The 25746-nt window shown below is 71.3% G+C and carries 24 protein-coding genes and 1 pseudogene; 13 read left to right on the top strand and 12 right to left on the bottom strand.

The features are described 5' to 3' along the window. Positions 1-117: 117 nt before the first annotated feature. Positions 118-1056: a YihY/virulence factor BrkB family protein gene (locus ACFYYJ_RS22845; protein WP_389134927.1), complete on the top strand. Its 939-nt coding sequence runs from the start codon at positions 118-120 to the stop codon at positions 1054-1056. On the opposite strand, the gene ACFYYJ_RS22840 is transcribed toward ACFYYJ_RS22845, so the two are convergent. Further along, on the bottom strand, positions 1004-2248 hold the full coding sequence (locus ACFYYJ_RS22840; RefSeq protein WP_389134924.1) for a D-alanyl-D-alanine carboxypeptidase family protein: 1245 nt from the start codon (positions 2246-2248) through the stop codon (positions 1004-1006). The genes ACFYYJ_RS22845 and ACFYYJ_RS22840 overlap by 53 nt on opposite strands. Before the next feature lie 121 nt (positions 2249-2369). Between ACFYYJ_RS22840 and ACFYYJ_RS22835 the strand changes: the two genes are divergently transcribed. The 3 genes from ACFYYJ_RS22835 (at position 2370) to ACFYYJ_RS22825 (ending at position 5681) form a co-directional block, all read left to right on the top strand. Next, entirely contained in the window at positions 2370-2648 is a 279-nt protein-coding gene (locus ACFYYJ_RS22835) for an SCO4848 family membrane protein (protein ID WP_385127540.1), read from the top strand. Beyond that, entirely contained in the window at positions 2645-3985 is a 1341-nt protein-coding gene (locus tag ACFYYJ_RS22830; protein WP_389134920.1) for a metallophosphoesterase, read from the top strand. The genes ACFYYJ_RS22835 and ACFYYJ_RS22830 overlap by 4 nt, the downstream gene beginning before the upstream one ends. A 139-nt stretch (positions 3986-4124) precedes the next feature. Then, positions 4125-5681 (top strand): ABC transporter substrate-binding protein, encoded by a 1557-nt coding sequence (locus ACFYYJ_RS22825; RefSeq protein ID WP_389134917.1) that lies wholly within the window; start codon positions 4125-4127, stop codon positions 5679-5681. Between the two features lie 68 nt (positions 5682-5749). On the opposite strand, the gene ACFYYJ_RS22820 is transcribed toward ACFYYJ_RS22825, so the two are convergent. The 8 genes from ACFYYJ_RS22820 to ACFYYJ_RS22785 form a co-directional block, all read right to left on the bottom strand. Then, on the bottom strand, positions 5750-6502 hold the full coding sequence (locus ACFYYJ_RS22820) for a TetR/AcrR family transcriptional regulator (RefSeq protein ID WP_389134914.1): 753 nt from the start codon (positions 6500-6502) through the stop codon (positions 5750-5752). 11 nt (positions 6503-6513) lie between these two features. After that, positions 6514-6948, bottom strand: coding sequence for a thiol-disulfide oxidoreductase DCC family protein (locus ACFYYJ_RS22815; RefSeq protein WP_385127532.1), 435 nt, complete (start codon positions 6946-6948; stop codon positions 6514-6516). A gap of 3 nt (positions 6949-6951) precedes the next feature. Then, a complete protein-coding gene (locus tag ACFYYJ_RS22810; protein ID WP_385127530.1) occupies positions 6952-7356 on the bottom strand; it encodes a hypothetical protein in 405 nt (134 codons plus the stop codon). Between the two features lie 158 nt (positions 7357-7514). Continuing rightward, a complete protein-coding gene (locus ACFYYJ_RS22805; protein WP_385127524.1) occupies positions 7515-8273 on the bottom strand; it encodes a succinate dehydrogenase iron-sulfur subunit in 759 nt (252 codons plus the stop codon). After that, complete coding sequence (gene sdhA, locus ACFYYJ_RS22800) at positions 8273-10027, bottom strand: succinate dehydrogenase flavoprotein subunit (RefSeq protein ID WP_385127522.1); 1755 nt, start codon at positions 10025-10027, stop codon at positions 8273-8275. The genes ACFYYJ_RS22805 and sdhA overlap by 1 nt, the downstream gene beginning before the upstream one ends. 23 nt (positions 10028-10050) lie before the next feature. Then, positions 10051-10530, bottom strand: a complete 480-nt coding sequence (locus tag ACFYYJ_RS22795) for a succinate dehydrogenase hydrophobic membrane anchor subunit (protein ID WP_385127520.1) — start codon at positions 10528-10530, stop codon at positions 10051-10053. A gap of 5 nt (positions 10531-10535) precedes the next feature. Beyond that, positions 10536-10916: a succinate dehydrogenase, cytochrome b556 subunit gene (gene sdhC, locus ACFYYJ_RS22790; protein ID WP_376661267.1), complete on the bottom strand. Its 381-nt coding sequence runs from the start codon at positions 10914-10916 to the stop codon at positions 10536-10538. Between the two features lie 152 nt (positions 10917-11068). After that, positions 11069-11530 carry a 2-oxo-4-hydroxy-4-carboxy-5-ureidoimidazoline decarboxylase gene (locus tag ACFYYJ_RS22785; protein WP_385127565.1) on the bottom strand — a complete coding sequence of 154 codons (462 nt, stop codon included), beginning with the start codon at positions 11528-11530 and terminating at the stop codon, positions 11069-11071. A gap of 517 nt (positions 11531-12047) precedes the next feature. On the opposite strand from ACFYYJ_RS22785, the gene ACFYYJ_RS22780 reads away from it, so the two are divergent. After that, positions 12048-12788 carry an RNA polymerase sigma factor gene (locus tag ACFYYJ_RS22780; protein ID WP_385127563.1) on the top strand — a complete coding sequence of 247 codons (741 nt, stop codon included), beginning with the start codon at positions 12048-12050 and terminating at the stop codon, positions 12786-12788. Beyond that, on the top strand, positions 12788-13822 hold the full coding sequence (locus ACFYYJ_RS22775; protein ID WP_389134911.1) for a hypothetical protein: 1035 nt from the start codon (positions 12788-12790) through the stop codon (positions 13820-13822). Before ACFYYJ_RS22780 ends, ACFYYJ_RS22775 begins: the two co-directional genes overlap by 1 nt. Positions 13823-14087: 265 nt before the next feature. Here the strand turns inward: ACFYYJ_RS22775 and ACFYYJ_RS22770 are convergent, their stop codons facing one another. Continuing rightward, positions 14088-14960 carry a L,D-transpeptidase family protein gene (locus tag ACFYYJ_RS22770; RefSeq protein ID WP_385127518.1) on the bottom strand — a complete coding sequence of 291 codons (873 nt, stop codon included), beginning with the start codon at positions 14958-14960 and terminating at the stop codon, positions 14088-14090. Positions 14961-15136: 176 nt separating this feature from the next. Between ACFYYJ_RS22770 and ACFYYJ_RS22765 the strand changes: the two genes are divergently transcribed. Further along, the gene (locus ACFYYJ_RS22765; RefSeq protein ID WP_385127517.1) at positions 15137-16720 is read left to right on the top strand and encodes a methylmalonyl-CoA mutase; all 1584 of its coding nucleotides are present in this window, start codon (positions 15137-15139) and stop codon (positions 16718-16720) included. A 45-nt stretch (positions 16721-16765) separates the two neighbouring features. Further along, positions 16766-17416, top strand: coding sequence for a leucine efflux protein LeuE (gene leuE, locus ACFYYJ_RS22760; protein ID WP_385127515.1), 651 nt, complete (start codon positions 16766-16768; stop codon positions 17414-17416). A gap of 62 nt (positions 17417-17478) precedes the next feature. Here the strand turns inward: leuE and ACFYYJ_RS22755 are convergent, their stop codons facing one another. Further along, positions 17479-18831, bottom strand: a complete 1353-nt coding sequence (locus ACFYYJ_RS22755; RefSeq protein WP_389134908.1) for a polysialyltransferase family glycosyltransferase — start codon at positions 18829-18831, stop codon at positions 17479-17481. Beyond that, positions 18831-19811, bottom strand: coding sequence for a glycosyltransferase family 2 protein (locus ACFYYJ_RS22750; protein ID WP_389134907.1), 981 nt, complete (start codon positions 19809-19811; stop codon positions 18831-18833). Before ACFYYJ_RS22750 ends, ACFYYJ_RS22755 begins: the two co-directional genes overlap by 1 nt. 176 nt (positions 19812-19987) lie before the next feature. On the opposite strand from ACFYYJ_RS22750, the gene ACFYYJ_RS22745 reads away from it, so the two are divergent. From ACFYYJ_RS22745 to ACFYYJ_RS22725, 5 genes and pseudogenes are all read left to right on the top strand, one after another. Beyond that, positions 19988-21316 carry a DUF6716 putative glycosyltransferase gene (locus ACFYYJ_RS22745; protein WP_385127510.1) on the top strand — a complete coding sequence of 443 codons (1329 nt, stop codon included), beginning with the start codon at positions 19988-19990 and terminating at the stop codon, positions 21314-21316. Continuing rightward, positions 21313-21681: pseudogene (locus tag ACFYYJ_RS22740) on the top strand (cytidylyltransferase domain-containing protein); the annotation flags it as partial. The gene ACFYYJ_RS22745 and the pseudogene ACFYYJ_RS22740, both read left to right, overlap by 4 nt. Positions 21682-22083: 402 nt before the next feature. Further along, positions 22084-22995, top strand: coding sequence for an N-acetylneuraminate synthase family protein (locus ACFYYJ_RS22735; protein ID WP_385363962.1), 912 nt, complete (start codon positions 22084-22086; stop codon positions 22993-22995). A gap of 65 nt (positions 22996-23060) precedes the next feature. Continuing rightward, positions 23061-24254, top strand: coding sequence for a hypothetical protein (locus ACFYYJ_RS22730; RefSeq protein WP_385363957.1), 1194 nt, complete (start codon positions 23061-23063; stop codon positions 24252-24254). Between the two features lie 137 nt (positions 24255-24391). Next, complete coding sequence (locus ACFYYJ_RS22725; RefSeq protein ID WP_385127560.1) at positions 24392-25675, top strand: amidohydrolase; 1284 nt, start codon at positions 24392-24394, stop codon at positions 25673-25675. Positions 25676-25746 lie beyond the last annotated feature (71 nt).

Raw genomic sequence — 25746 nt, 5'->3', positions numbered from 1 at the left:
TCCGTAGGACCAGGGTGTGGAACGGATGAGTCGTCGGGCGAAAAGTCACAATCGACGACCGTAGTACCCGAAACCGGCAATCCCGACTATTTCCGGCAGGCCAATTACGGTGACGTCATGGACTGGCTGACGAAACTCCCGGTGATCGGGCCGCTTGTGGCCCATCTGATGCGGACCCACGCGTGGCGTTCGTACGAACGGCTCGACCGCGCTCACTGGACCAGACTCGCCGCGGCCATCACCTTCATCAGCTTCATCGCGCTCTTCCCCCTGATCACCGTGGCCGCCGCGGTGGGCGCGGCCCTGCTCAGCCAGGAGCAGCTGGACAAGCTGGAGAAGAACCTCGCCGAACAGGTCCCGGGGATCTCCGGGCAGCTCGACATCGAGGGGCTCGTCGACAACGCGGCCACGGTCGGCCTCATCGCCGGCGTGATCCTCCTCTTCACCGGCATCGGCTGGGTGGGCTCGATGCGGGACTGCCTGCGCGCGGTGTGGGACAAGGACGACGAGGACCAGGGCAACCCCATCGTCCGCAAGGGCAAGGACGGGCTCGTCCTCCTCGGCCTCGGCGCCGTGGGCCTGGCCTCCGCCGCGGCCTCGATCTTCGGGGCCAGCGCGGTCGGCAAATCCGCCGAGTGGCTCGGCATCCCGCGGCACGGCGCGGGCGGCGGACTGCTGCGGGCCGGCGCGTTCGGGGTGGGCGTCGTGGCCGCCTTCCTGCTGCTGCTCTACCTCCTCACGCTGCTGCCCGGGGTCGAACCGCCGCGCCGTCGCCTGATCCAGGCGGCGCTGATCGGCGCGGTCGGCTTCGAGCTGCTGAAACTCCTGCTCAGTGGCTATATGCAGGGAGTCGCCTCGAAGAGCATGTACGGGGCCTTCGGCACGCCGATCGCCCTGCTGCTCTGGATCAACTTCACGGCGAAGCTGCTGCTGTACTGCGCCGCCTGGACCGCCACCCGGGACGACGGGGGCGGCGATGGGGACGGCGACGAAGCCGCCGCCGCTACACCAGGTCCTCGCCCCTCCCGCGACGACCCCGCGGCCAGCGCCGGTTGACGACGAAGGCGCCGCCCGCCATGAGGGCGACCACGCCGCCCGCCACGCCCAGCGCGGTGCCGATGCCGCCCGAGGCGTCCCCACCGGCCGCCGACGGGTCGTGATCGTGCGACTGGGCCGGAGAACCGTGCGGCGAGGTGTCCGCGCTCTTCGGCGGCACCAACTCACCCACCGGCTTGACCTTCCCGGCCGCCGCGAAACCCCAGTCGAAGAGCGCGGCGGTCTCCTCGTACACCGAGTTCGCCCCGCCGGAGCCCGGGTTCATCACCGTGACCAGCAGCTTGCGCGCGCCCTGCTGGGCGGCCCCGGTGAAGGTGGCGCCGGCCATCGTGGTGTTGCCGTTCTTCACCCCGGCGATGCCCTTGTAGGGGGAGATGCCGCCGGCGCCCGTCATCAGGCGGTTGGTGTTCTGGATCTCGAAGTACTCGCGCGGCTTCCCGGGCTCCTGCCTGCCGGGGAACTTGGCCTCGGCCGTGCCGCAGTACTCGCGGAAGTCCTGCTTCTGCAGCCCGGAGCGGGCGATGAGCGTGAGGTCGTACGCGCTCGACACCTGGTCGGGGGCGTCGTAGCCGTCGGGGGACACGACGTGGGTGTCCAGCGCCTGCAGTTCCTCGGCGTGCGCCTGCATGTCCCTGACGGTCTTCTCGATGCCGCCGTTCATGGCCGAAAGCACGTGCACGGCGTCGTTCCCCGACCGCAGGAACACCCCGAGCCACAGGTCGTGGACGCTGTACTCGTGGTCCTCCTTCACCCCGACCAGACTGCTGCCGGGGCCCACGCCGTCCATGTCCTTGTCGGTGACCTTGTGGACCTGGTCCTTGGGCAGACCCGGCAGCAGGGTGTCCGCGAAGAGCATCTTCATCGTGGAGGCCGGTGGGAGTCGCCAGTGCGCGTTGTTCGCCGCGAGGACCTCGCCGGACTCGGCGTCCGCCACGATCCAGGACTTGCCCGTGAGGCTCGTGGGCAGCGCGGGCGCCCCGGGCAGCAGGTTGACCTGGATCCCCGGCTGGCCCAGCAGCGTCCCGCCGACCGTGGACATCGACGCGGGCGGCGCCGCGGCCTGCGGCGCCTTGGTGGTCCCGCCCTTCCCGTCGGCCGGCGGCGACGGCGCGGCGTGCGCGGGAGCCATGAGCATCGAGGGGACGAGCAGCGCGGGGACAAGGACCGTCAAAGCGGTCTTTTTGGCGGACACGCAGGTGAAAGTACATCCCGATGAGCTGATCGTCATCACGGACCGGCCAATTCGCTGCAAGCTCCCCCGGGACAGCCCACCCCGGCGCGTCCGTCCTGGGGACGAATCCGATACTGAGGGCATGAAACTCAGCCGTACCGCCTCCTGGTTCCTGCTCGCCTTCGGCGTCTGGAGCTGGTTCATCTGGGTGTCTTTCGTCCGGAACCTGTGGAAGAACGGCAGTGGGTTGGCGTTCGATGCGGCGGGTGACCCCACGGCCTACTTCTGGGTGCACCTGACGCTCGCGGTGACGTCCTTTCTCCTGGGGACGGCCGTCGGTGTGATCGGGTTGCGCGCGGTCCTCGCGCTGCGGCGTGCGTCACGCACGGGAACGGACGAGGGCGAGGACCACTCCGCATGAAGATCGTGATCTTCGCGCTGATCGCCCTCGCGGTCCTCGCCCTGCTGGTACTGGTCCACCGCTGGCTCTGGATCCGGCTGGTGCGCGACACCACCGTCCCCGGCGGCCTGCCCCGGCGTGTCGGCACGGTCCTGTTCATCGCCCTGCCCCTCCTCTCTGTGGCCGCCCTGACCACCGGCCGCGGCGGGGCACCCTTCCGGATCCAGCAGGCGGTGGCCTGGCCGGGGTTCCTGTGGCTCGCGGTGCTCCTGTACCTGAGCCTGACGATGCTGGTCGCGGAGCCGATCCGCGCGCTGTTGCTCCGCCGACTGGCCCAGCGGCCTCCCACCGGGGAGGTGCCGGGCCCTTCCCCGGACCCCGAGCCGGCCCTGGCGGCAGCGCCGGCGGGCCCGGCCGCGCGCACGGCGGAACACCCCGGCACCGACGGTCCGTCAGCGGGCCGGCCGGTGGCCGGGGCCGCGGCCGACGAGCCGGCCGGGCAGGCGGGCGGGGACGACCCCGGAGCCGGGCTGCAGACCCGGCGGCGGTTCGTCGCCCGGACGATCGGAGGGGCGGCCGCCGCCGTGGCCCTCGGGACGGTCGCGAACGGGGCGTACGGGGTGCTGCGCGGACCGAGCGTCAAGCGGGTCAGGGTCCCCCTGGCCAAACTGCCCCGCGCGGCGCACGGCTTCCGGATCGCGGTGGTCAGCGACGTCCACCTCGGGCCGATCCTCGGCCGCGCCCACACCCAGCGCATCGTCGACACCGTCAACCGCACCCAGCCCGACCTGATCGCCGTCGTCGGCGACCTCGTCGACGGCGACGTGCACGACCTCGGGCCCGCCGCCGAGCCGCTGCGCGGGCTGGTCGCGCGGCACGGTGCGTACTTCGTCACCGGCAATCACGAGTACTTCTCCGGCGCCCGCCAGTGGGTCGACCACGTCCGCGAACTCGGGCTCACCCCGCTGGAGAACGCCCGCCGCGCCCTGCCGTACTTCGACCTCGCCGGCGTGAACGACATCGCGGGCGAGAGCGAGGGAGAGGGCCCCGACTTCGCCGCCGCCCTCGGCGACCGCGACCGGGCCCGTACCGCCGTGCTCCTCGCCCACCAACCCGTGGTCATCCACGACGCCGTCCGGCACGGCGTCGACCTCCAGCTCTCCGGCCACACCCACGGCGGCCAGCTCTGGCCCGGCAACTACCTGGCGGAGCTCGCCAACCCCACCGTGGCCGGACTGGAGCGCTACGGGGACACCCAGCTCTACGTGTCCCGCGGGGCGGGGGCCTGGGGTCCGCCGGTCCGGGTCGGCGCGCCGTCCGACATCACAGTCGTCGAACTCGCCTCATACCAGGCCTGACCCACCCCAACCGGTAACGACCCGCGTCCGATCGATCACACACCTGCCTTCCGGTGGCCGAAATTCCGTGATGGGATGGCCGGTATCCGGTAATCGGACAGTGGGGTGCTGTCTCCGGTACAGGGGTGGGGTTCGCGGGATGCCGTCTGTCGGGTCGAAGGTCGTCATTGCCGGGGTGGTCCTCGGCGTCGTCGGGGTGGGGGCCTGGCAGCTGGTGCCCTGGGAGGGCAAGGACCGGGGCTCCATCCGGGTCGGCACCAGTGACGTCGTCTCCTCCCTCGACCCCGCCGGGGCGTACGACGCCGGTTCCTGGGCCCTGTTCAGCAACGTCTACCAGTCGCTGCTCACCATCAAGCCCGGCTCCGCCACTCCCGTGCCGGACGCGGCCTCCTCCTGCCAGTTCGTCGGGCAGAAGCTCACCACCTACCAGTGCGAGCTGCGTTCCGACCTGAAGTTCTCCAACGGGCGCCAGATCACGGCCGAGGACGTCAAGCACTCCTTCGACCGGATCAAGGCGATCAACTCCGACCAGGGCCCGGCCCCGCTCTTCAACACGCTGGACTCGGTCAAGGCCGAGGGCCGCACCGTCACCTTCAACCTCGCCACCGGGGACGCCACCTTCCCCTTCAAGATCGCGACGGGCGCCGCCTCGATCGTCGACAAGGACAAGTACCCGGCGAAGGCGCTGCGCGAGGACGGGAAGGTCGACGGCTCGGGCCCGTACAAGCTCGGCGAGTACAAGGCCGGCACCAGGGCCGAGCTGGAGCCCAACGAGTCGTATGCGGGCCAGGCCAAGCCGGCCCAGACCGCCGTCACCGTCCGGTACTACGAGGGCTCCGCGCAGCTCGACAAGGCCTGGAACGACCGCGAGATCGAGGTGGCCCACCGGGAGATGCCGCCGGCCGTGCTCGCCGATCTCAACCCGGGCATGAAGGACACCCGTTACGAGGCCTCCGGCGGTACCGAGACCCGTTCCGTGGTCTTCAACGTCCGTCCCGGCTCGGCCGCGGCGCCGGTCGCCGTCCGTCAGGCCGTCGCCGCCGCCCTCGACCGGCCGAAGCTGGCCAGCGACGTCTACTCGGGCACCGTCACGCCGCTGTACTCCCTCGTCCCGGCGGGCATCGCGAGCCACAGCACACCGTTCTTCGACCTGTACCCGGCGGCCAACGGCGCGACCTCGAAGAAGATCCTGAAGGACGCCGGGATCGCCACGCCCGTCAATCTCACCCTCGGGGTCAACGCGAAGGGCGCGAACGTCCCCGAGGCCGAGGAGATCAAGCGGCAGATGGAGGCCACCGGCCTCTTCCAGGTGACGGTCAAGCCCATCGAGAAGTGGGCCGACTTCCAGAAGGGTTACGCGGCGGGGGAGTTCGACGCCTACACCATCGGCTGGATCGCCGACTTCCCGGACGCGGACAACTTCCTCGCCCCGCTCGTCGGCGCCGACTCCTCCATGAACAGCGGCTTCGCGGACAAGCACGTGGACGAGCTGATCACCCGTACGCAGTCCTACTCGGACCGGGGCGACGCCGCGGGCGACTTCCGCGAGCTGCAGAAGCTCGTCGCCCAGCAGTCCCCGATGGTGCCGATCTGGCAGAAGAAGGACTACGTGATGTCCCGCGACGCCGTCGCCGGCGCCCAGAACCTCTCCGACGGCACCGGGGTCTGGCGCCTGTGGGAGCTGAACTGGCTGTAGACCGGCCGGACACCTGCCGTCGGACACCTGCCGTCGGACGCCTGACGCCGAACGCTCGGCGCCCTACGTCAGTCGTCCGACGGGTCCGGCTTCGCGGCCCGAGCCGGGGTCGAGGACTTCTTGCGGGCCTTCGCCGTCGCCGTCTCGGCCATGCCGGGCAGGAAGTCGGCGAACAGCTCGTGGAGTTCCCGCACCAGCGGCCGCAGCACCCGGAACCGGGCGAGGATGATGCCCCGCGTGGTCAGATGCGCGCCGCGGTCGGCGAGCCGCCGGGTCTTCTCGCTGTCCGGTGAACGGTCGAAGACCCAGTAGAGGACCAGGCCCATCTGCGAGAGCCACATCAGCTCCGGCAGTACGTCGGCCAGTTCGGCCGGCACCTTGGTCTTCGCCCCCGCCAACACCTCGCGGTGTATGTCGATGCAGGCCTGCCGCGCGGGCTCGGACTCCGGCGAGAAGGGGCTGAGCGGACTCTCCGGGTCCGCCGCGTTCTTGAAGAACTGCGACGCGAACTCGTGGTACGGGGCCGCGATGTCCAGCCAGGTCGTCAGTACGCCCGCGAGCCGCTTCTGCAGATCGGTCTCGTTGTCCAGGATGGGCCGGACCGCCGCCTGGTGTGCGGCGCCGATCCGGTCGTAGAACCCCTGGACCAGGTGTTCCTTCGATTCGAAGTAGTAATAGGCGTTGCCGACCGAGACGCCGGCCTCCTTCGCGATACCCCGCATCGTCGTCTTGTCGAAGCCGCGCTCCTGGAAGAGCCGGAGCGCGGTTTCGAGGATGAGCGTGCGGGTCTGCTCGCTCTTGGGAGCCTTCTGATCAGTCACGGTGGATGAGCCTATCGGGGGACGGGACAGTGGTCGTCACAGGCCGGTCCCTCCGACTCCGCATCGGCGCCCCCGCCCCCCTCGGTCCGTACCGCCTGCCGCCATGCCGAGGCCGTGTACATGGCGGCCCGGGCGAAGGGGCGACCGGCCGGCGTGGCCAGCCAGTTGGCCCGGGGTCGGTGCTCGGACAGCGCCCACAGGCAGACGATGAAGGCGTCCGTGCCCCTCCACACCTGGCCCGAGTCCCCGATGACGGTGATCTCGCGGAGCGTGGAGGCGTGGTCGAGCTCCGGGTACCGCTGCCGCGCCGCGGCGGACGCGGCGGGGACGAGGCGGAGGGGCACCAGCCACTGCTGTCCGAGCAGCCAGTGCCGGATGTGCACGCAGAGCGGGCAGTCGGCGTCGTAGAGCACGGTCAGGTGACGGACCGCACCGGGCGCGGCCACCGGTCAGGCCCCGGCCGGCGCGGTCCACCCCTGGGGGGCGAGCGGCGGGGTCTGCTGGCGCTCCATGATCCCGCGGCGGCGCATCTTGTTGAGCGCGTACACGTTGCCGAGGTGCATGACCCCGAGGACCAGCAGGACGATGCCGAGCTTGAACGACAGCGCCTCGAAGAGCTCGCGGGTCGTCTCGATGGCGACGTCCGAGCGCAGGAACAGGGTCACGAAGCCGATGTTCACGAGGTAGAAACCGACCACGAGCAGCTGGTTGACGGCATCGGCGAGCTTCTCGTTGCCGGCGAGGACGTCGCCGATGAAGACGCGGCCGTTGCGGCTGAGCGTGCGGGCCACCCAGACGGTGAGCCCGATGCTGATGCCCAGGTAGATGACGTATGCGACGACGTTGAGGTCCACAGCCCCAGCCCCTTTGAACGTGTTCAACTGCTGACGACGATGACTGTAGGCCCTTTTTTGAACAAGTTCAAGCGAACGCGGCGGTGCCCTGGAGCACCCCGGGGAACGCGAAAGGCCCGCACCCCGGAAGGGGGTACGGGCCTCGGCGCGTCAGTAGGTCAGAAGCGGCGCGTGATCAGCGCGCGCTTGACTTCCTGGATCGCCTTCGTGACCTCGATGCCACGCGGGCACGCGTCGGTGCAGTTGAAGGTCGTGCGGCAGCGCCACACGCCGTCCTTGTCGTTCAGGATCTCCAGCCGCTGCTCGCCCGCCTCGTCACGCGAGTCGAAGATGAAGCGGTGCGCGTTGACGATCGCCGCCGGGCCGAAGTACTGGCCGTCGTTCCAGAACACCGGGCACGAGGACGTGCACGCGGCGCACAGGATGCACTTGGTGGTGTCGTCGAAGCGCTCGCGGTCCTCGGCGGACTGCAGGCGCTCGCGCGTCGGCTCGTTGCCCTTGGTGACCAGGAACGGCATGACGTCCCGGTACGCCTGGAAGAAGGGCTCCATGTCGACGACGAGGTCCTTCATCACCGTGAGGCCCTTGATGGCCTCGACGGTGATCGGCTTCTCCGGGTTGATGTCCTTGATCAGCGTCTTGCAGGCGAGCCTGTTCTTGCCGTTGATCCGCATCGCGTCGGAGCCGCAGATGCCGTGCGCGCACGAGCGACGGAAGGTCAGCGTGCCGTCGAGGTCCCACTTGATCTTGTGGAGACCGTCGAGCACGCGCTCCTTCGGGTCGATCTCGATCTGGAAGTCCTGCCACTGCGCCTCGTCCGAAACCTCGGGGTTGAAGCGGCGGATCCGGAAGGTGACCGTGATGTTCTGCGAGGCCGCGGCCTCGGCCTCGACCTTGTCCAGGGTGGGGGTGGCCATCAGTACTTACGCTCCATCGGCTGGTAGCGGGTGACGACGACGGGCTTGTAGTCCAGCCGGACGGAGTCCTTGCCGTCGGCGCCGACCTCGCGGTACGCCATGGTGTGGCGCATGAAGTTGACGTCGTCGCGGTTCGGGTAGTCCTCGCGGTAGTGACCGCCGCGGGACTCCTTGCGCGCCAGGGCGGACACGGCCATGACCTCGGCCAGGTCGAGCAGGTTGCCCAGCTCGATGGCCTCCAGCAGGTCCGTGTTGAAGCGCTTGCCCTTGTCCTGGACGGACACGTTCTTGTAGCGCTCGCGCAGCTCCGCGATCTTCTCGACCGCGGTCTTGATGGTCTGCTCCGTACGGAACACCATCACGCAGGCGTCCATCGTCTCCTGGAGCTCCAGGCGCAGGTCCGCGACCCGCTCGCTGCCCGTGGAGTTGCGCAGCTGCTCGACCTGCTCGACGACCTGCTGCGCCGGGTTCTCCGGCAGCTCGACGAAGTCGTTGGCGTGGGCGTAGGCCGCGGCCGCGATGCCCGAGCGCTTGCCGAAGACGTTGATGTCCAGCAGCGAGTTGGTGCCCAGGCGGTTCGCGCCGTGCACCGACACGCACGCGACCTCGCCGGCCGCGTACAGACCCGGGACGACGGTGGTGTTGTCCGCCAGGACCTCACCCTCGACGTTGGTCGGGATGCCGCCCATGGCGTAGTGCGCGGTGGGCTGGATCGGGATCGGGTCCGTGTACGGCTCGATGCCCAGGTAGGTGCGCGCGAACTCCGTGATGTCCGGGAGCTTCGCGTCGAGCTGCTCCGGCGGGAGGTGAGTCAGGTCCAGGTACACGTGGTCACCGGCGGGACCGCAGCCGCGGCCCTCACGGATCTCCGTGTAGATGGAGCGCGAGACGACGTCACGGGACGCGAGGTCCTTCATGACCGGCGCGTACTTCTCCATGAAGCGCTCGCCGTCCTTGTTGCGGAGGATGCCGCCCTCACCGCGGGCGCCCTCCGTCAGCAGGATGCCCATGCGCCAGATGCCCGTCGGGTGGAACTGGAAGAACTCCATGTCCTCCAGCGGCAGGCCGCGGCGGTAGCAGGCCGCCTGGCCGTCACCCGTGAGGGTGTGCGCGTTGGAGGTCACCTTGAAGAACTTGCCGGTGCCGCCGGAGGCGTAGATGACGGACTTGGCCTGGAACACGTGGATCTCGCCGGTGGCGAGCTCGTACGCGACCACACCGGCCGACTTCTTGACGCCGTCCTCCTCGACCAGGAGCTGGTCCAGGACGTAGAACTCGTTGAAGAACTCCACACCCTCCTTGACGCAGTTCTGGTACAGCGTCTGGAGGATCATGTGGCCCGTGCGGTCCGCGGCGTAGCAGGACCGGCGGACCGGCGCCTCGCCGTGGTTGCGGGAGTGACCGCCGAAGCGGCGCTGGTCGATGGTGCCGTCCGGGGTGCGGTTGAACGGCAGGCCCATCTTCTCGAGGTCGAGGACCGCGTCGATGGCCTCCTTCGCCAGGATCTCGGCGGCGTCCTGGTCGACCAGGTAGTCACCACCCTTGACCGTGTCGAAGGTGTGCCACTCCCAGTTGTCGTCCTCCACGTTGGCCAGCGCGGCGGCCATGCCGCCCTGCGCGGCGCCCGTGTGGGAGCGGGTGGGGTAGAGCTTCGTCAGCACCGCGGTGCGGCTGCGCTTCGTCGCCTCGATGGCGGCGCGCATGCCGGCGCCACCTGCGCCGACGATCACGGTGTCGTACTTGTGGATCTTCATCTGTTTCGCCTCAGCCCCGTTGCCTAGCGGATGTTCGGGTCGAAGGTGAAGATCACCAGCGTGCCCAGAAGGATGGTGAACACCGTGGCGGTGTAGAGCAGGCCCTTCAGCCACAGCCGCGTGTTGGCGCGCTCCGCGTAGTCGTTGATGACGGTACGCAGACCGTTGGCGCCGTGCAGCATCGCCAGCCACAGCATCAGCAGGTCCCAGACCTGCCAGAACGGGGACGCCCAGCGACCGGCCACGAAGGCGAAGCCGATCTTGGAGACGCCGCCGTCGAGCACCAGCTGGATCAGCAGGTGGCCGATGACCAGGACGACCAGCACGATGCCGGAGAGGCGCATGAAGAGCCACGCGGCCATCTCGAAGTTGCCGCGGGTCGAGCGCGGGGTCTTGCCCGTGCGCTTGCGCGGGGCCTCGATGTACGGGGCCGGGTTGTCGACGTCGTAGAGGGAGATGCCCTCCACCGAGCCGACCTTTTCGAAAGAAGTGTCAGAGCTCATGCGTGTCACTTCCCGAACAGTTCGAGGTAGGCGTGGCTCAGGACGGGGTACACGGCCCCGGCCATCAGCACGATCCAGACGCTCACCACGGTCCAGAGCATCTGCTTCTGGTAGCGCGGGCCCTTGGACCAGAAGTCCACGGCGATGACACGAAGACCGTTGAGCGCGTGGAACAGGATTGCGGCGACGAGGCCGTACTCCAGCAGCGCGACGATCGGAGTCTTGTAGGTAGCCACGACATCGTCGTACGCCTCGGGGGAGACGCGGACGAGAGCGGTGTCGAGGACGTGTACGAACAGGAAGAAGAAAATGAGGACGCCGGTGACTCGATGAGCCACCCAGGACCACATTCCTTCCCGGCCGCGGTACAACGTTCCAGCCGGCACGGAAAACCCTCCGGAAGCGGGGCGGGGGCCAGCCGGCTTCTTTGTCGGTCGGGCCCGGCCGGGTACGGTCCACCGGCCCCGGACATCGTAGCGACGCTTTGTCGGTTCCCTCGCCCGGGGTCCTCCGGTGTGATCAAACAGGCACGGACGGGCTATCCCACAGGAGCAAATAGCCCGAATTCGGCCGCAGCCACCCCATCCGGTGAGGTCAGTCGGCGTGTCAGTTCGGCCAGCCGGGTCTGCGCGAGGCGGCGCAGCTCGTCGGCGGAGATGGAGCGCTCCTCGTCCACCTCGTGCGCCATCCGGTGCCGGATCGCGGCCAGCAACTGGTTCGCCTGCTCCTCCGGCGGGTGCTCGTCGAGGCTGATCACGAAGGCGTGCCCGAACTTGCGCTCGTACTCCGCGTTGGCCGCGTCGAGCGCCAGCAGGGCCGCGTACGGGGAGCCGTGCCCGAGCTGCGCCGGGCATTCGACGGACAGCGCCTCCGTCAGGTCCGCCTGAGAGAGGTCGTACGAGGCCTCGTCCGCGGCGGCGAGCAGGACGCCGACGTCGGGATACGGTCGGTGGGCGGCCACCCGGTGGGCCCAGCGCCGGCTTCCGCAGCAGTGCAGCAGGAGGGCCCGGGCGGCTTCGGGGGAGAGGGCGTTGAACCGCGCCAGTCCGGAGTCGTGGGAAGGATCGGAGCAGCCGCGGGCCTGTGCCGGAAGGTGGCTGGACAGCGGGGGGCTCCTCGGGACGCGACGCGGGTGTACCCGCCACGCTATCGACGCGGGGCCGGGAGTGTCGTACCCATTCGAGCTTTTCGCGAGGAAGTGAGCCGAAAGGATGACGCGGGAGAGGAGGGTGGCGCGAGTGGCCCGCGAGGTGCCGTGGCCGCCCCGCGTCCCGCGTGCGGGGAGAGGTGGAGGACGACCGAGGCCGCCACCCCCCACAGGAGAGGCCCCGGTCGCCATCCGTCACGGGCTCGTGCGACAAGCCCGTACTCCTGTCAGCGCCCCGAGTGCGTTTTGTGTCACACCTCGCTCCGCACAGGAATGGTTGCAGGTTGTACAACACGTGGACGAGGGGTGCGGAAAGCCGTAACGTGCTGATTTGCGCCACACGGACAGGACGTTGAACGGGTTGGGGACTTTGCTGGGGGACGACGCGGAGCTGACCGCCGCGGTGCTCGCGGCACAGGGCGGCGACGAGAACGCGTTTCGTGCTGTGTACCGCGCCGTGCACCCGCGCCTGCTCGGATACGTACGCACGCTCGTCGGGGACGGCGACGCGGAGGACGTGACGTCCGAGGCCTGGCTGCAGATCGCCCGCGACCTCGACTCCTTCACGGGCGACGCCGACCGCTTCCGCGGCTGGGCCGCCCGCATCGCGCGCAACCGGGCCCTCGACCACATCCGCATGCGCGGCCGTCGGCCCGCCATCGGCGGCGACGAGACCGAGCTGACCGGCTGGGCCGCCGAGTGCGACACCGCCTCCGCCGCCATGGAGTCCCTCTCCACCGGCTCGACCATGGCCCTGATCGCCCAGCTCCCCCAGGACCAGGCGGAGGCCGTCGTCCTGCGGGTCGTGGTCGGACTCGACGCCAAGAGCGCCGCCGAGACCCTGGGCAAGCGCCCCGGCGCCGTGCGCACCGCCGCGCACCGGGGGCTGAAGAAGCTCGCCGAACTGCTCGGCGCGCAGGACGGCGAGGGCGGGGGCCCTCCCGACGCCGACAGCGGGATCACGGTCGGCCATAATGCCGGTGGCCGGCCACGGGACGGCGGGGGCAGGAGGGATCTCGACGCCGTTCCCGCGCAACGCGGCCACAGTGGGGGCCTCGTGGAGCAAACCGGTGTGACGCATTCACGTTGGCGGACGCAGAAGGACATGTGATGGCCGACGAGCGCGACAGGCGGTGGCTCGACGAAGCCGCGGCCGAAAAACTGCTGCGCGGTGAACCCCTGGAACCCCTGGGACCGTCCGCCGACCTCCGCGCCCGGGTCGAAGCCGCCCGGCTGCGGGCCGCACTCGATTCCCTCGCCCGGCCGCAGGCCCCCGTGGGCGCGCACGCCGGTGAAGCCGCGGCGATGGCCGCCTTCCGGGCCGCGCGCGCCGCGGCCACGGCCGACGCGATCGGCCCCGTCGCCGCGCGGGCCGACATCGCGGAACCGCTCGTCGAAGTCGGTCGGTACGAGCGCCCGCGGGGCGTCCGGCGCGGCCGGGCCGTACGGTTCGGCCTGGCGGCGGCCCTGGCGAGCGTCACGGTCGGCGGACTCGCCGCCGCGGCGGCCGCGGGACTGCTGGGCCAGGACCGGCACGACGTGGCGGGACCGGGACCGGCCGCCTCCATCAGCGTCGACGAGGACGCGGCGAAGGGCATCGGCACCGGCGCCCCGACCCAGTCCCCGCAGGGCCGGCCCACCCCGCACCGGGGCGACGGCGCGGTCCCGGCGACGCCCCCGGGCGGTACGCAGCCGCCGGCACCCGACGGGCTCACCTCCTGGGGCGGCTCCACGATTGGCGGAAATTCGCCGGGCGGCTCCGCCACGGGAGGCCCGGGACGCGACACCCCCGACACCCGCGACGGTGAGATCGGCGGTACGACCGGAGGCCGGGAGACCCCCGGCACCGAGGGCGGCGCCAAGGACAAGGACAAGGACCGGAACGGCCAGGGGCAGGGCGACGTCCTCCTGAAGGCCGCGGACCTGTGCAAGGAGTACCGGGCGGGCCGCCTCACCATCGAGCGCCGCGACCGGCTCTCGCTGCTGGCCCGCGGGGCCTCCCGGATCCCGGTCTACTGCGAGTCGCTGCTGAGCGGGGTCACCGCGGGCGGCCCGCGCGGGAACTCCCCGGGTCAGGACGGCCCGGTGAAGCCCCGGATCCTGGTTCCGGCCCGCCCCGGCAGCGGCTCCAGCAGCATCGGCTGAAACTCGTCCCGGCCCGCTGTAACACTTTTCGAAGCGGCGGCGCAGTACATAACGAGCCGACTGGTCATCGGCCGCGCATGAGCCGGGGTTCCCCCCGTACCCCTGGGCTCTGCGCAACCGGCGCGGGCGGGGCACGTTCCCCCGGCCCCGCCCGCGCCCTCTACTTCCGACCCGAACGGCCCGGCACGCACGCGAAAGCGGCCCGGCCGGATCCGCCCGGCAGGGCCGCGTCATCCAGGCGTCCGGCAGACCGGACGCCCCGGACTCACCAGTAGACGACGACCTTGTCGCCGGTCTGCACCTGGGCGAAGAGCGCCGACAGCTTGCCCTTGTCCCGGACGTTCACGCAGCCGTGCGAGGCGCCGGCGTAGCCGCGGGCCGCGAAGTCCGCCGAGTAGTGCACCGCCTGGCCGCCGCTGAAGAACATCGCGTACGGCATCGGCGTGTGGTAGATCGTCGACACCCAGTCCTTCTCCTTGCGGTCCACCTTGAACTCGCCCTCGCGGGTCGGAGTGTTCTCCGAGCCGAAGCGCACGTCCATGGTGGAGACGATCTTCCCGTCGATCATCCAGGCGAGGGTGCGGCTCTCCTTGCTGATGCACATCACGCGGCCCGTCATGCAGCGCGGGTCCGGAGCGTCGACCTCGTTCGTGGTCGGCGGGCGCAGCTCTTCCTCGGTGGGCTTCTTCGTCAGCTTCTGGATCTTCTGCCAGGTCGCGTCGTCGACCGAACCGCTGGCGGTCAGGGCGTTCTTCGACTGGAAGGACTTGACCGCGGCGGTCGTCTTCGACCCGTAGAAACCGGTCGGTGCGACCGACATCAGCTTGAGCTGCTTCAGCCGCGCCTGGAGCTCGCGGATCTGGTCGCTCTCGTCGCCGTTGGCCATGATCGCCTTCACCGCGGGCGTGGCGGACGGCGAGGCGGAGGCGGAGGCGGAGGCGGAAGCCGACGGCGAGGCGTCGCCCGGCTTGTTGTCCGTGGAAGGAGAGGCTTCAGGGGTCGCACCCGCCGTGGGCGAAGACGAAGCCGAAGAAGAGGAGCCTGCCGACTCCGACTTCTGCGGTCCGCAGGCGGTCGCGGCGAGCGCGACGGCGGTGGCGATCCCGAGCGTGCGGATTATGACTCTCTGGCGGTGCATGAGCGGTCCCCCGGTTTCTACGGTCGTGTATGTAGGTGATGCCTGGCGCGCGTGGAGAGTTGCACTGGGCCCGGGGATGTTGCGCCATTGTGACCAGGAGCCGTCCGCAGCCTTTCGAGGACATGTGCGGGACGGTTGTACCAGTCCTGGACCCGGTAGTTCCACGGAGGTCGCACGTGACGGCGCACACCGAGAGCGGAATCCCCATCGAACCCGTCTACGGTCCCGACGACCTGACGGGGTGGGACCCCGCGCAGGCCCTCGGGGAGCCCGGCGGCTTCCCCTACACGCGCGGGGTCTACCCGAGCATGTACACCGGCCGGCCCTGGACGATGCGGCAGTACGCCGGCTTCGGCACGGCCGCCGAGTCGAACGCCCGGTACCGGCAGCTCATCGCGGGCGGCGGCACCGGGCTGTCCGTCGCCTTCGACCTGCCGACGCAGATGGGGCACGACTCCGACGCCCCGCTCGCGCACGGCGAGGTGGGCAAGGTCGGCGTCGCCGTCGACTCCGTCGACGACATGCGGGTCCTGTTCGACGGGATCCCGCTCGACCGCGTCTCCACCTCCATGACCATCAACGCGCCCGCCGCGCTGCTCCTGCTGCTCTACCAACTGGTCGCGGAGGAACAGGGCATCTCGGGCGCGCAGCTGACGGGAACGGTCCAGAACGACGTCCTCAAGGAGTACATCGCCCGGGGGACGTACATCTTCCCGCCCGGCCCCTCGCTGCGGTTGACGGCCGACACCTTCCGCTACTGCCGGGCCGAGATCCCCAAGTGGAACACCATCTCCATCTCCGGCTACCACATGGCCGAAGCGGGGGCCTCGCCCGCGCAGGAAGTGGCCTTCACCCTCGCGGACGGGATCGCGTACGTCCGTACGGCCCTGGCCGCCGGGATGGCGGTCGACGAGTTCGCGCCCCGGCTCTCCTTCTTCTTCGTGGCCCGCACCACCCTCCTGGAGGAGGTCGCGAAGTTCCGCGCCGCCCGACGGATCTGGGCGCGCGTCATGCGCGAGGAGTTCGGGGCCCGCGACCCGAAGTCGCTGATGCTGCGCTTCCACACCCAGACGGCCGGCGTCCAGCTGACGGCGCAGCAGCCCGAGCTGAACCTCGTACGGGTCGCGGTGCAGGCGCTGGCCGCGGTCCTCGGCGGCACCCAGTCGCTGCACACCAACTCCTTCGACGAGGCCATCGCGCTGCCGACCGAGAAGTCCGCCCGCCTCGCGCTGCGCACCCAGCAGGTCCTCGCGTACGAGACGGACGTGCCGCACACCGTGGACCCGTTCGCCGGGTCGTACGCGGTGGAGCGGATGACGGACGAACTGGAGGCGGCCGCGCTCGCGCTGATGCGCCGGGTCGAGGACCAGGGCGGGGCGGTGGCCGCGATCGAGAACGGCTTCCAGAAGGCCGAGATCGAGAAGAACGCCTACCGCATCGCGCAGGAGACCGAGCGCGGGGAGCGCGTGGTCGTCGGGGTCAACCGGTTCGCGCTGGAGCGGGAGGAGCCGTACGAGCCGCTGCGCGTGGACCCGGCGATCGAGGCGCGGCAGTGCGAGGCCCTGGCGCGGCTGAGGGCGGAGCGGGACGGGGAGGCGGTCCGGGCGGCGCTCGCCGCCCTGCGGGAGGCGGCGGCCGGGACGGAGAACGTGCTCTACCCGATGAAGGAGGCGCTGCGGGCGCGGGCCACGGTGGGTGAGGTGTGCGGGGCCCTGAGGGAGGTCTGGGGCACGTACGAACCGGTGGATTCCACGTGGTGAAACACACTCGACCGACAGGTGTGTCCCTATGGGACACTCCTGCACATGCTGGGTGTGACTGATCTTCCGACCTATCTCGCCGGCCTGGTGCTCATCATTCTGCTGCCGGGCCCGAACTCGCTCTACGTGCTGTCCGTGGCCGCCCGCCGCGGCGTGCGCACCGGCTACAAGGCCGCCGCCGGGGTGTTCACCGGCGACGCCGTGCTGATGCTGCTGACGGCCCTGGGCGCCGGGGCGCTGCTCAAGGCGAGCCCACTGGTGTTCACCGTGGTCAAGGTCCTCGGCGCCGGGTACCTGGCGTGGCTGGCCGTGGGCATGATGCGCGGAGCCTGGGCGCTGTGGCGTACGCGTACGGAGCGGGCCGAGGCGGTCGAGGAGACACCCGCGGAGGCGGCCGAGCACGAGCGGCCCTACCGGCGGGCGCTGCTGATCAGCCTGCTCAACCCGAAGGCCATCCTCTTCCTGATGTCCTTCTTCGTGCAGTTCGTGGACCCGTCCTACGCCTACCCGGCACTGTCGTTCCTGCTGCTGGGCGGTCTGCTGCAGACCGGCAGCTTCCTGTACCTGACGCTGCTGATATTCGGGGGGACGCGGCTCTCGGACGCCTTCCGCCGCCGCAAGCGGCTGTCGGCCGGGGCCACCTCGGCGGCGGGCGTGCTGTTCCTCGGCTTCGCGGCCAAGCTCGCGACCGGCTGAGGTCGCAAGGCCCGGTCCGCCCGGCCGAGTCCGCCCGGCCGAGTCCGCCCGGGCGGAGGTCGTCAGCCCAGTACGCGCTTGAGCCGCCGGGCCACGCGGCGCACCGCCCGGCTCCGCGGCAGGAACGCCAGCCGGGCGGGGATGCCGCCCGGAAGGCCCAGGCCGGTCAGCCGGCGGCGGGTGAAGTACCGCCACGTGCGCGGGGTCAGGTGCCGGGCCAGATAGGCCTCGGCGTCGGCCCGGCGCCCGGCCAGCACCTGCGGCTGCATCGTGAAGCCGACGGCCGTGAGCAGCCCGGTCGTCTCCTCCCGCACCCGCTCGGGCGCGGGGAAGGTCCAGGAGCGCACCGCGCCGGCGTCCGCGAGGTCGGGCAGCAGGGAGTCCACCAGCGCGAGCGGGACGCGGTTGCTGTTCGGGTACGGGGTCAGCCGGGCCAGTATGGCGTCCGTCCCGGTCCGGGCCACCGGGAGCCCGTACAGCGTGGCGGCGGTCAGCAGCCCGGTCGAGAAGCAGCCGACGACCAGCGCCGGGCGCAGCCGCCGGTAGAGGGTCTCGGCCAGGACCGGGGTGTCGACCACGGTGATCCGGGCGCCGAGCCGCTCGGCCTCCGCCTCCGCGCGGCGCGAGTAGGCGGCCGGGGCGCTGGGATGCGGCTTGAAGACCAGCTCGGTGTGGCCCAGCGCGTGCGCGCCCCGGACCATCGAGACGTGCAGCTCCTCCTCCTCGTCCGGGCTCATCAGGTCGAGCGCGGAGAGGTACTGGCCCAGGAGCAGGGCGGGCGCAGCTCCCGACGCCACAGCCGGCTCCGCCGACTCCGCCGGTTCGGTCAGTTCGGCCAGTTCGCCCAGGACCTTGTGGAAGGCCTCCGTCGGCACCAGCTCCGCCCGGGCCCCGAACTCCGTCAGCAGCAGCGGCTCCAGCCCCGGTACGAGGTCCAGGTGGAGCACGCGCCGTACGCGCATCCCGAGCTGCGGGTCGAGCCGGAAGCGCGTGGGCCCGTAGCTCATCAGCCCGTCGGCGTAGACGTCGACGGCCGCGCCGGGGAAGAGCCGGCACAGGGTCTGCGCGGGCGGCACCTGGAGGGACTCCACGATCAGCTCGACGCGGTCCTCGCCCAGGCCCCACAGGGCGCGCAGCTGCCGCTCCCACAGCGGTACGTCCTCCGGGCGCGGGGCCCAGGTGCTCGGGTGCTGCGGTGCGATGACCTCGTTCCAGTCGAGCACCTCGTCGAAGCGGGAACGCAGGGCGGCGAAGCCCGGCGCGTCGGCGACCCCGGGGGTGACCTCGGCGGCGACGGCGTGGTTGCTGGTCAGCAGGATCCGCCGACCGGCGGGAGGGAAGGAGCCGGCGTCGACTCCCGCGGCGAGCGTGGCCGCGCCGTAGAGGGTGGAGGTCAGGAAGAGCTGCGTGGGCATCAGGCGGTCGCCCCCGACGGGACGCGGCGGCCGCCGCGGACGCGGCGCAGGACGCCGGCGCGTTCGGCGTCCATCGAGTCGAGGACCCGGTCCAGTACGTCCTGGGGCATGCGTCCGAGCGCGGCCGCGCTCATCGAACGGAGTTTCCTGGCCACGGCCGGTTCGAACCTCCCGATGGAACCGAAATGGTGCGCGATAATGGCGCAATATGTTCGTACGGCTTTCGGGAGAAAAAGCTCCGATTCCCGGTCTTTCCGCACGTCGGACAGGACTTCGTCGAATGCCTTGATGAAATCGAGCTGTCGTTCGTCGCCGATCTGCGTCAGCGAGGTGGAAACTCCGCGCCGGTAGAAGATCCCCGGCAGCCCCACCACGGCGAACGACTCCGCCTCCCGGTGCAGCCGCCAGATCCACGGTCGGTCCTCCGCCGTCCGCAGCCCGTCGGTGAACCGCAGCAGGCCGCTGTCCAGCAGTCGCCGGTGGTACATCCCGGCCCAGGCGTACGGGTAGTCCACCGAGGTGGCGCGGTCCACGGGCAGGATCGCGGTCCGCGGATCGGCCACCACGCCCTGCGGCCCGTAGGGGACCCGCTGCACACTGCGCGCCCTGCCGGTGCACTTCACATGGTCCGTGCGGATGAAGTCGCAGTTCAGAGTCTCAATGGCGGCCAACATCCGGGCCAGGTGGCCGGGGGCCAGCCAGTCGTCCCCGTCGAGGAACGCGAGGTATTCGCCGCGCGCGGCGTCCAGCCCGGTGTTGCGCGCGGTCGCCAGACCGCCGTTCCGCTCGTGTCCGACGTGCACCGCACCGGGCAGCTCGCGCGCCGCGCGCTCCAGCAGGGCGGGGGTCCCGTCCGTGGAGCAGTCGTCCACCAGGACGAACTCGAAATCGTCCCGGGCGTTGAGGGCGAGGCTTTTCAGGGCGTCCGGTGCGTACGTCTGCACGTTGTAGAACGGCACGACAACAGAGAGCTTGGGCACCTCCGAGACATTAGGGCGGCGCCCGGCATTCATCATGGCCCGGACGCGTATTCCATGTGAACGACGCACGGCAGACGTGTTAACCCGTCCGGTTTCGCATTCAGTCGATGCGTTGTTAACCCGCTGTTGTGCGTTCGTTGGGCCGATCACTCAATTCGCGGAATAGCTTCTGCGGCGTGTCGATCCGCAAACGCGTCGCCGTACTCGCCGATTCCGATACGCGATGGAAATGGGGCGCGCTCACCGCCCGCCGTCTCGTACCCGACGACCACGACCTCACCGGATACCTGCTGCGCGGCCGGGCCACGCCCACCGCGCGCCAGCTCGGTGAGGTGGGGGTCCGGGCCGACCGGCTGTCCGAGGTGACCTGCGCCGAGTTCCTCGCGGAGATCGGGCGCGAACGGTACGACGTGGTCGTCCTCGCCCTCGTCGGCGGGGCCGTCCAGGCCGTCCTGCACGGGGCCCGCGCCCTGTGGCCGGACCCGGCGCGGCGGCCCGTGTTCGTCACCGGGTACGTGGGCGTCGTGTACGAGAAGCTCGCCGACGGGCTGCTGCTGCGGCACGGGGCGGACCTCGTACTGGCCAACTCCCACCACGACGCCGAGCGGTTCCGCGCCGTGTACGAGGGGGTCGGCGCGGACGCCGCCGCCGTCACCGAGACCGTGCTGCCGTTCCTGGGCGGAGCCCCGTACGAGCGGGCCGGGAGCCGGGCCCACACGGTGGTCTTCGCCGTGCAGCCCTCCGTCCCCGACAGCCGCGCCGACCGCGCGTACCTGCTGGAACGGGCCGCCGGGCACGCGCGGCTGCACCCCGAACGCGAGGTGCTGATCAAGCTGCGCAGCAAGCCCGGGGAACACACCACGCACCTGGAGGAGCAGCCCTACCAGCGGCTCGCGGAAAAGATCCCCGGCGGACTGCCGGCCAACTGCCGTCTGGTCTACGGGAACATGGGCGAGGTCCTGGACGGCACCGACCTGCTGGTCACCGTCTCCTCCACCGCCGCCCTCGAATCCCTGCACCGGGGCGTCCCGACGGCCGTCCTCACCGACCTCGGCATCCGCGAGGCCCTCGGCAACCACCACTTCCTCGGCTCGGGCTGCCTGGCCTCCTGGGACCAGCTCGACGCCGGGCTGCTCCCGCAGGGCGACCCGGACTGGCTGTCGGCCCAGGGCGTCCGGCCCCCGGTCGACCAGGCCGGAGGCGCGCCGCACGACGCGTACGCCGCCGCGCGGGACCGGCTCGCGGCGCTGCTCGCCGAGCCGGTGCTGCCCGCCCCCGCCCCGTACTACACGCTCGAAACCGCCCCCGGGTACCTGCCCGGGATCCTCGCGCGGCAGCACCTGCGGCCCGACGGCACCCCGCTGCCCGGCGCCGTCCGGGAGACGGCGGGCGAGTCCCGGCTGCGCCGCCGGCTCCGCTCGTACCTGCGCGAGGCCGCCCGCGGGGCGTACCGGCACGGGGTGCAGCGCGTGGCCCCGGTCATCCGCCGGCTGGGGGAACTGTGAGGGTCCTCGCCGTCATCCCGGCGCGCGGCGGCTCCAAGGGGGTCCCCGGCAAGAACACCGCCCCCGTGGGCGGGGTGCCGCTCGTGGCCCGCGCCGTGCGCGCCTGCCGCTCCGCTCCCACGGTGACCGACGTGGTCGTATCCACCGACTCCGAGACGATCGCCGCCGCCGCCCGCACGGCCGGCGCCGACGTCATCTCCCGCCCGACCGCGATCTCCGGCGACACCGCGAGCAGCGAGGCCGCCGTTCTGCACGCCCTCGAATCCTTCGAGGAACTGCACTCCGTCACCGTGGACGTGGTCCTCCTCGTCCAGTGCACCAGTCCCTTCCTGACCCCCGGCGAGGTGGAGTCCGTCGCCGCCGCCGTGGCCACGGGAGCCGCCGACTCGGCCCTGACCGCCGCCCCCTTCCACGGATTCCTGTGGCGGGCGGACGCCGACGGCTCCGCGGCCGGCGTCAACCACGACGAGGCGTACCGCCCCCGCCGCCAGGACCGCCCCCAGGACCTGCTGGAGACCGGCGCCGCTTACGCGATGGACGCCGCCGGCTTCCGCGCCGCCCGCCACCGCTTCTTCGGCCGGACCCTGCCCGTCGCCACCGACCCGGCCCGGGTCCTGGAGATCGACGACCCGCACGACCTGGCCCGCGCCCGCCTCCTCGCACCCCTCTTCGACGAGGACGCGGCACGACCCGACCCGCAGCCCACACCCCCGCGGCCCACACCCCCGCACTTCACGACATCCCCGCACCGAAGGACGCCTCCTGCCATGACCTCCACCCTCGCCGACCTCCGCCACCGCAGCTTCGGCCCGCGCACCGCCGGCCCCGGCCGCCCCGTCTACGTCGTCGGCGAGATCGGCATCAACCACAACGGCGACCTCGGCAACGCCTTCGCCCTCATCGACGCCGCCGCCGAAGCCGGCTGCGACGCCGTCAAGTTCCAGAAGCGCACCCCGGAGATCTGCACCCCCCGCGACCAGTGGGACATCGAGCGCGACACCCCCTGGGGCCGCATGACCTACATCGACTACCGCCACAAGGTCGAGTTCGGCGAGACCGAGTACCGCGCCATCGACGAGCACTGCGCCAAGCGCGGCATCGACTGGTTCGCCTCCCCGTGGGACACCGAGGCCGTCGCCTTCCTGGAGAAGTTCGACGTCCCCGCCCACAAGGTGGCCTCCGCCTCCCTCACCGACGACGAACTGCTGCGCTCCCTGCGCGCCACCGGCCGCACCGTCGTCCTCTCCACCGGCATGTCCACCCCGAAGCAGATCCGCCACGCGGTCGAGGTGCTCGGCAGCGACAACATCCTGCTCTGCCACGCCACTTCCACGTACCCGGCCAAGGCCGAGGAGCTCAACCTGCGGGTGATCAACACCCTGCGCGAGGAGTACCCCAACGTCCCGATCGGCTACTCCGGCCACGAGACGGGCCTGCAGACCACTCTCGCCGCCGTAGCCCTCGGCGCCACCTTCATCGAGCGCCACATCACCCTCGACCGCGCGATGTGGGGCTCCGACCAGGCCGCCTCCGTGGAGCCCGGCGGCCTCACCCGCCTGGTCCGCGACATCCGCACCATCGAGACCGCCCTCGGCGACGGCGTCAAGCGCGTCTACGAGTCCGAGCTCGGCCCCATGAAGAAGCTCCGCCGCGTCCAGGGAGACCTGGCCACCGTCTGACCCCGGTCCGTCCGGTCCGTCCGGTCCGCCGCGAAGAGGTTCCGTCCCCTGACGAGGAGTACGCCGTGCCCCGTTCCGCCTCCACCCTGGCGTTCGTCGAGAGCCCGGTCCAACTGCTGAACGTGCTGGAGTGGGCCCACGCGCGGGGCGCCGCCCCGGCCGACGGACGACCGCTGCTCGACGGCGTCCCGCGCCAGTCGCGGAGCGAGGGCACACCGCAGAGCGGCGCCGGCGCAGGGTCCGCCGCGGCCGGGACCGAACCACGCACGGCCCGCGCGGCAGCGACGCGGATCGTCGTACTGCCCCCGACCGACCCCATGTCCCGCGGCCAGCTGCGCCGGATGGCGGCGCTGGCCCGGGACGAGGGGCACGAGGTCCGCTGGCAGGAGGCGCGCGGCGGCCGTCTCGCGCCGTTCAAGGCGCTCGCGGCACTGGCCCGCGACGTCCGTGCCGCCCGCACCGTCGTCGTGGGCGACCCCTTCTCGCGCTACGTGCAGCTGCTGCTCACCCTCGTACGGGCCGAGGAGCTGGTGGTGGTCGACGACGGCACCGCCACCATGGAGTTCGTCGCCCAGACCGCCCGCGGCGAACGCCTCGTCCGCTGGCACCGCGTCGGCGGCGGCGGACTGCCGGCCCGCGTCCGCGAGCTGGCGTACGCGCCGGTCTCGGCGACCGCCCGGCGCCGCTTCACCCCGCCCGCGGGCAGCGGCCGCACCGTCGAGGTGTTCAGCTCGATGCCCGTCACCCCGCACGGCGGCATGACCCTGCGGCTCAACGACTTCGCCTGGACCCGCGACCGGTTCGGCCCGCCGCGCCTGACCAAGGGCACCGACCTGGTCGGCACCTCCCTGGTGGAGACCGGAGTGGTGGACGCGGACCACTACCTGGAGGCGGTGCGCGTCCTGACCCGCGAGCACGGCGCCACCCGCTACTTCGCCCACCGCAGGGAATCCGCGGAGAAGCTGCGCGCGCTGAGCGAGGCGACCGGGCTGGAGATCGTACGGCCGGACCTGCCGCTGGAGCTGATCGCCCGGCGCGGCCCCGTCGGCCGGACCGTCGTCAGCTTCCCCTCCACGGTCGTGCACACGCTGCCTTACGCCCTGGCCGGCACCGGCGTCACCGTGGCCGTATGCGATGTGGACCCGGAGTGGCTGAGCGCCGCCGCCTCGCCGCGGGCCCGCGGATTCCTCGCGGGAGTCACCGACACCGCCCGCGATGTGCACAGACTTCCTGCTCAGACGGCACCCGCGGCCGGATGAGCGTGCGAGTGTACCCGCGAGCCCGCCCGGTCATGCGTCCAGAGGCCGGGAATCTTTCCCCTAACGGCATGAACTTTTGTGGATACCCGGCCAGTTGACCTATCAGTGCGCCTAGGCTTCAACAGGTGAACCAGTTGATGTCCCGCGAGTCCCAGACCGCCCAGCCCGCCGCGTCCGACCGCTCCGAGCTGCCCGGCAAGCTTCCGGACCACCTGCGTGCCGAACTGATCGCCTTCCGCCGGGACTTGCACATGCATCCCGAACTCGGGCACCAGGAATTCCGGACCACGGCCGCCATTAAGGCCCGACTGGAGAAAGCCGGCCTGCGACCACGGGTACTGAAGTCCGGCACGGGGCTCATCTGTGACGTCGGCACCGAAGAAATCGGGGCGCGAAGCTCGTTTGAGGGCGGTGGCGGGCGACGGGAGGGCGGCGTACGTCCCATGCTGGCGCTGCGCGCGGACATCGACGCCCTGCCCATCCCGGATGCCAAGACGCACGTCTCGTACCGCTCGACCTTCCCGGACCGCGCCCACGCCTGCGGCCACGACGTGCACACCTCCGTCGTCCTCGGCGCCGGCCTGGTCCTCGCCGAGCTCGACCGCCAGGGTCTGCTGCCCCGCCCCGTGCGCCTGCTGTTCCAGCCCGCCGAGGAGGTGCTCCCGGGCGGGGCCACCGACGCCATCGACTCCGGGGTGCTGGACGGCGTCGGCAAGATCATCGCCGTGCACTGCGACCCCCGGGTCGACGCCGGGAAGATCGGGCTGCGGCCCGGGCCCATCACCTCGGCCTGCGACCGCCTGGAGGTCTCGCTCTCCGGCCCGGGCGGGCACACCGCCCGCCCGCACCTGACCACCGACCTGGTGACGGCCGCCGCCCGCGTGGCCGTCGACGTGCCGGCGCTGCTGGCCCGCCGCATGGACGCCCGCTCGGGCATGTCCGTCACCTGGGGCCGGATCGAGGCCGGGCACGCCTGCAACGTCATCCCGATGCACGCCGAGCTGTCCGGAACCGTCCGGTGCCTCGACCTCGCCGCCTGGCACGAGGCCCCGGACATGATCCACGCGGCGATCGACGAGGTCGCCACCATGCACGGGGCGAAGTTCGAGATCAACCACGTGCGCGGGGTGCCGCCGGTGGTCAACGACCCGGTGGTCACCGAACTGCTCCGGGAGGCGATGGCGGCCCGCCGCGGCGCCGGGTCGGTCGAGGACACCGAGCAGAGCCTGGGCGGGGAGGACTTCTCCTGGTACCTGGAGCACGTCCCCGGCGCCATGGCCCGGCTGGGTGTCCGTACCCCCGGTGACCTCGCCAAGCACGACCTGCACCGGGGTGATTTCGACGTCGACGAGTCCGCGATCGCGGTCGGCGTCGAGTTCTTCACGGCCGCCGCCCTGCTCGACGGGCGACGCGCGAGGTAGTCGGTGAGGCCCGGATCACGGCCGGGCCGAACCGAAATTCGTACCCCATCGGCGAGCCTCCCGGCGGACGC

It is taken from the genome of Streptomyces sp. NPDC002467 (assembly GCF_042889825.1).
Lineage (GTDB): Bacteria > Actinomycetota > Actinomycetes > Streptomycetales > Streptomycetaceae > Streptomyces.
This window is presented reverse-complemented; position numbering and strand designations above follow the sequence as displayed.

What these genes read in the sequence shown, in the direction of transcription:
- ACFYYJ_RS22770 (WP_385127518.1), bottom strand. Translation starts at nt 14,960, where the DNA reads ATGCACCGCCAGAGAGTCATAATCCGCACGCTCGGGATCGCCACCGCC.
- ACFYYJ_RS22835 (WP_385127540.1), top strand. Translation starts at nt 2,370, where the DNA reads ATGAAACTCAGCCGTACCGCCTCCTGGTTCCTGCTCGCCTTCGGCGTC.
- ACFYYJ_RS22830 (WP_389134920.1), top strand. Translation starts at nt 2,645, where the DNA reads ATGAAGATCGTGATCTTCGCGCTGATCGCCCTCGCGGTCCTCGCCCTG.
- ACFYYJ_RS22725 (WP_385127560.1), top strand. Translation starts at nt 24,392, where the DNA reads ATGTCCCGCGAGTCCCAGACCGCCCAGCCCGCCGCGTCCGACCGCTCC.
- ACFYYJ_RS22755 (WP_389134908.1), bottom strand. Translation starts at nt 18,831, where the DNA reads ATGCCCACGCAGCTCTTCCTGACCTCCACCCTCTACGGCGCGGCCACG.
- sdhA (WP_385127522.1), bottom strand. Translation starts at nt 10,027, where the DNA reads ATGAAGATCCACAAGTACGACACCGTGATCGTCGGCGCAGGTGGCGCC.
- ACFYYJ_RS22805 (WP_385127524.1), bottom strand. Translation starts at nt 8,273, where the DNA reads ATGGCCACCCCCACCCTGGACAAGGTCGAGGCCGAGGCCGCGGCCTCG.
- ACFYYJ_RS22795 (WP_385127520.1), bottom strand. Translation starts at nt 10,530, where the DNA reads ATGAGCTCTGACACTTCTTTCGAAAAGGTCGGCTCGGTGGAGGGCATC.
- ACFYYJ_RS22845 (WP_389134927.1), top strand. Translation starts at nt 118, where the DNA reads ATGGACTGGCTGACGAAACTCCCGGTGATCGGGCCGCTTGTGGCCCAT.
- ACFYYJ_RS22775 (WP_389134911.1), top strand. Translation starts at nt 12,788, where the DNA reads ATGGCCGACGAGCGCGACAGGCGGTGGCTCGACGAAGCCGCGGCCGAA.
- ACFYYJ_RS22735 (WP_385363962.1), top strand. Translation starts at nt 22,084, where the DNA reads ATGACCTCCACCCTCGCCGACCTCCGCCACCGCAGCTTCGGCCCGCGC.
- ACFYYJ_RS22825 (WP_389134917.1), top strand. Translation starts at nt 4,125, where the DNA reads ATGCCGTCTGTCGGGTCGAAGGTCGTCATTGCCGGGGTGGTCCTCGGC.
- leuE (WP_385127515.1), top strand. Translation starts at nt 16,766, where the DNA reads ATGCTGGGTGTGACTGATCTTCCGACCTATCTCGCCGGCCTGGTGCTC.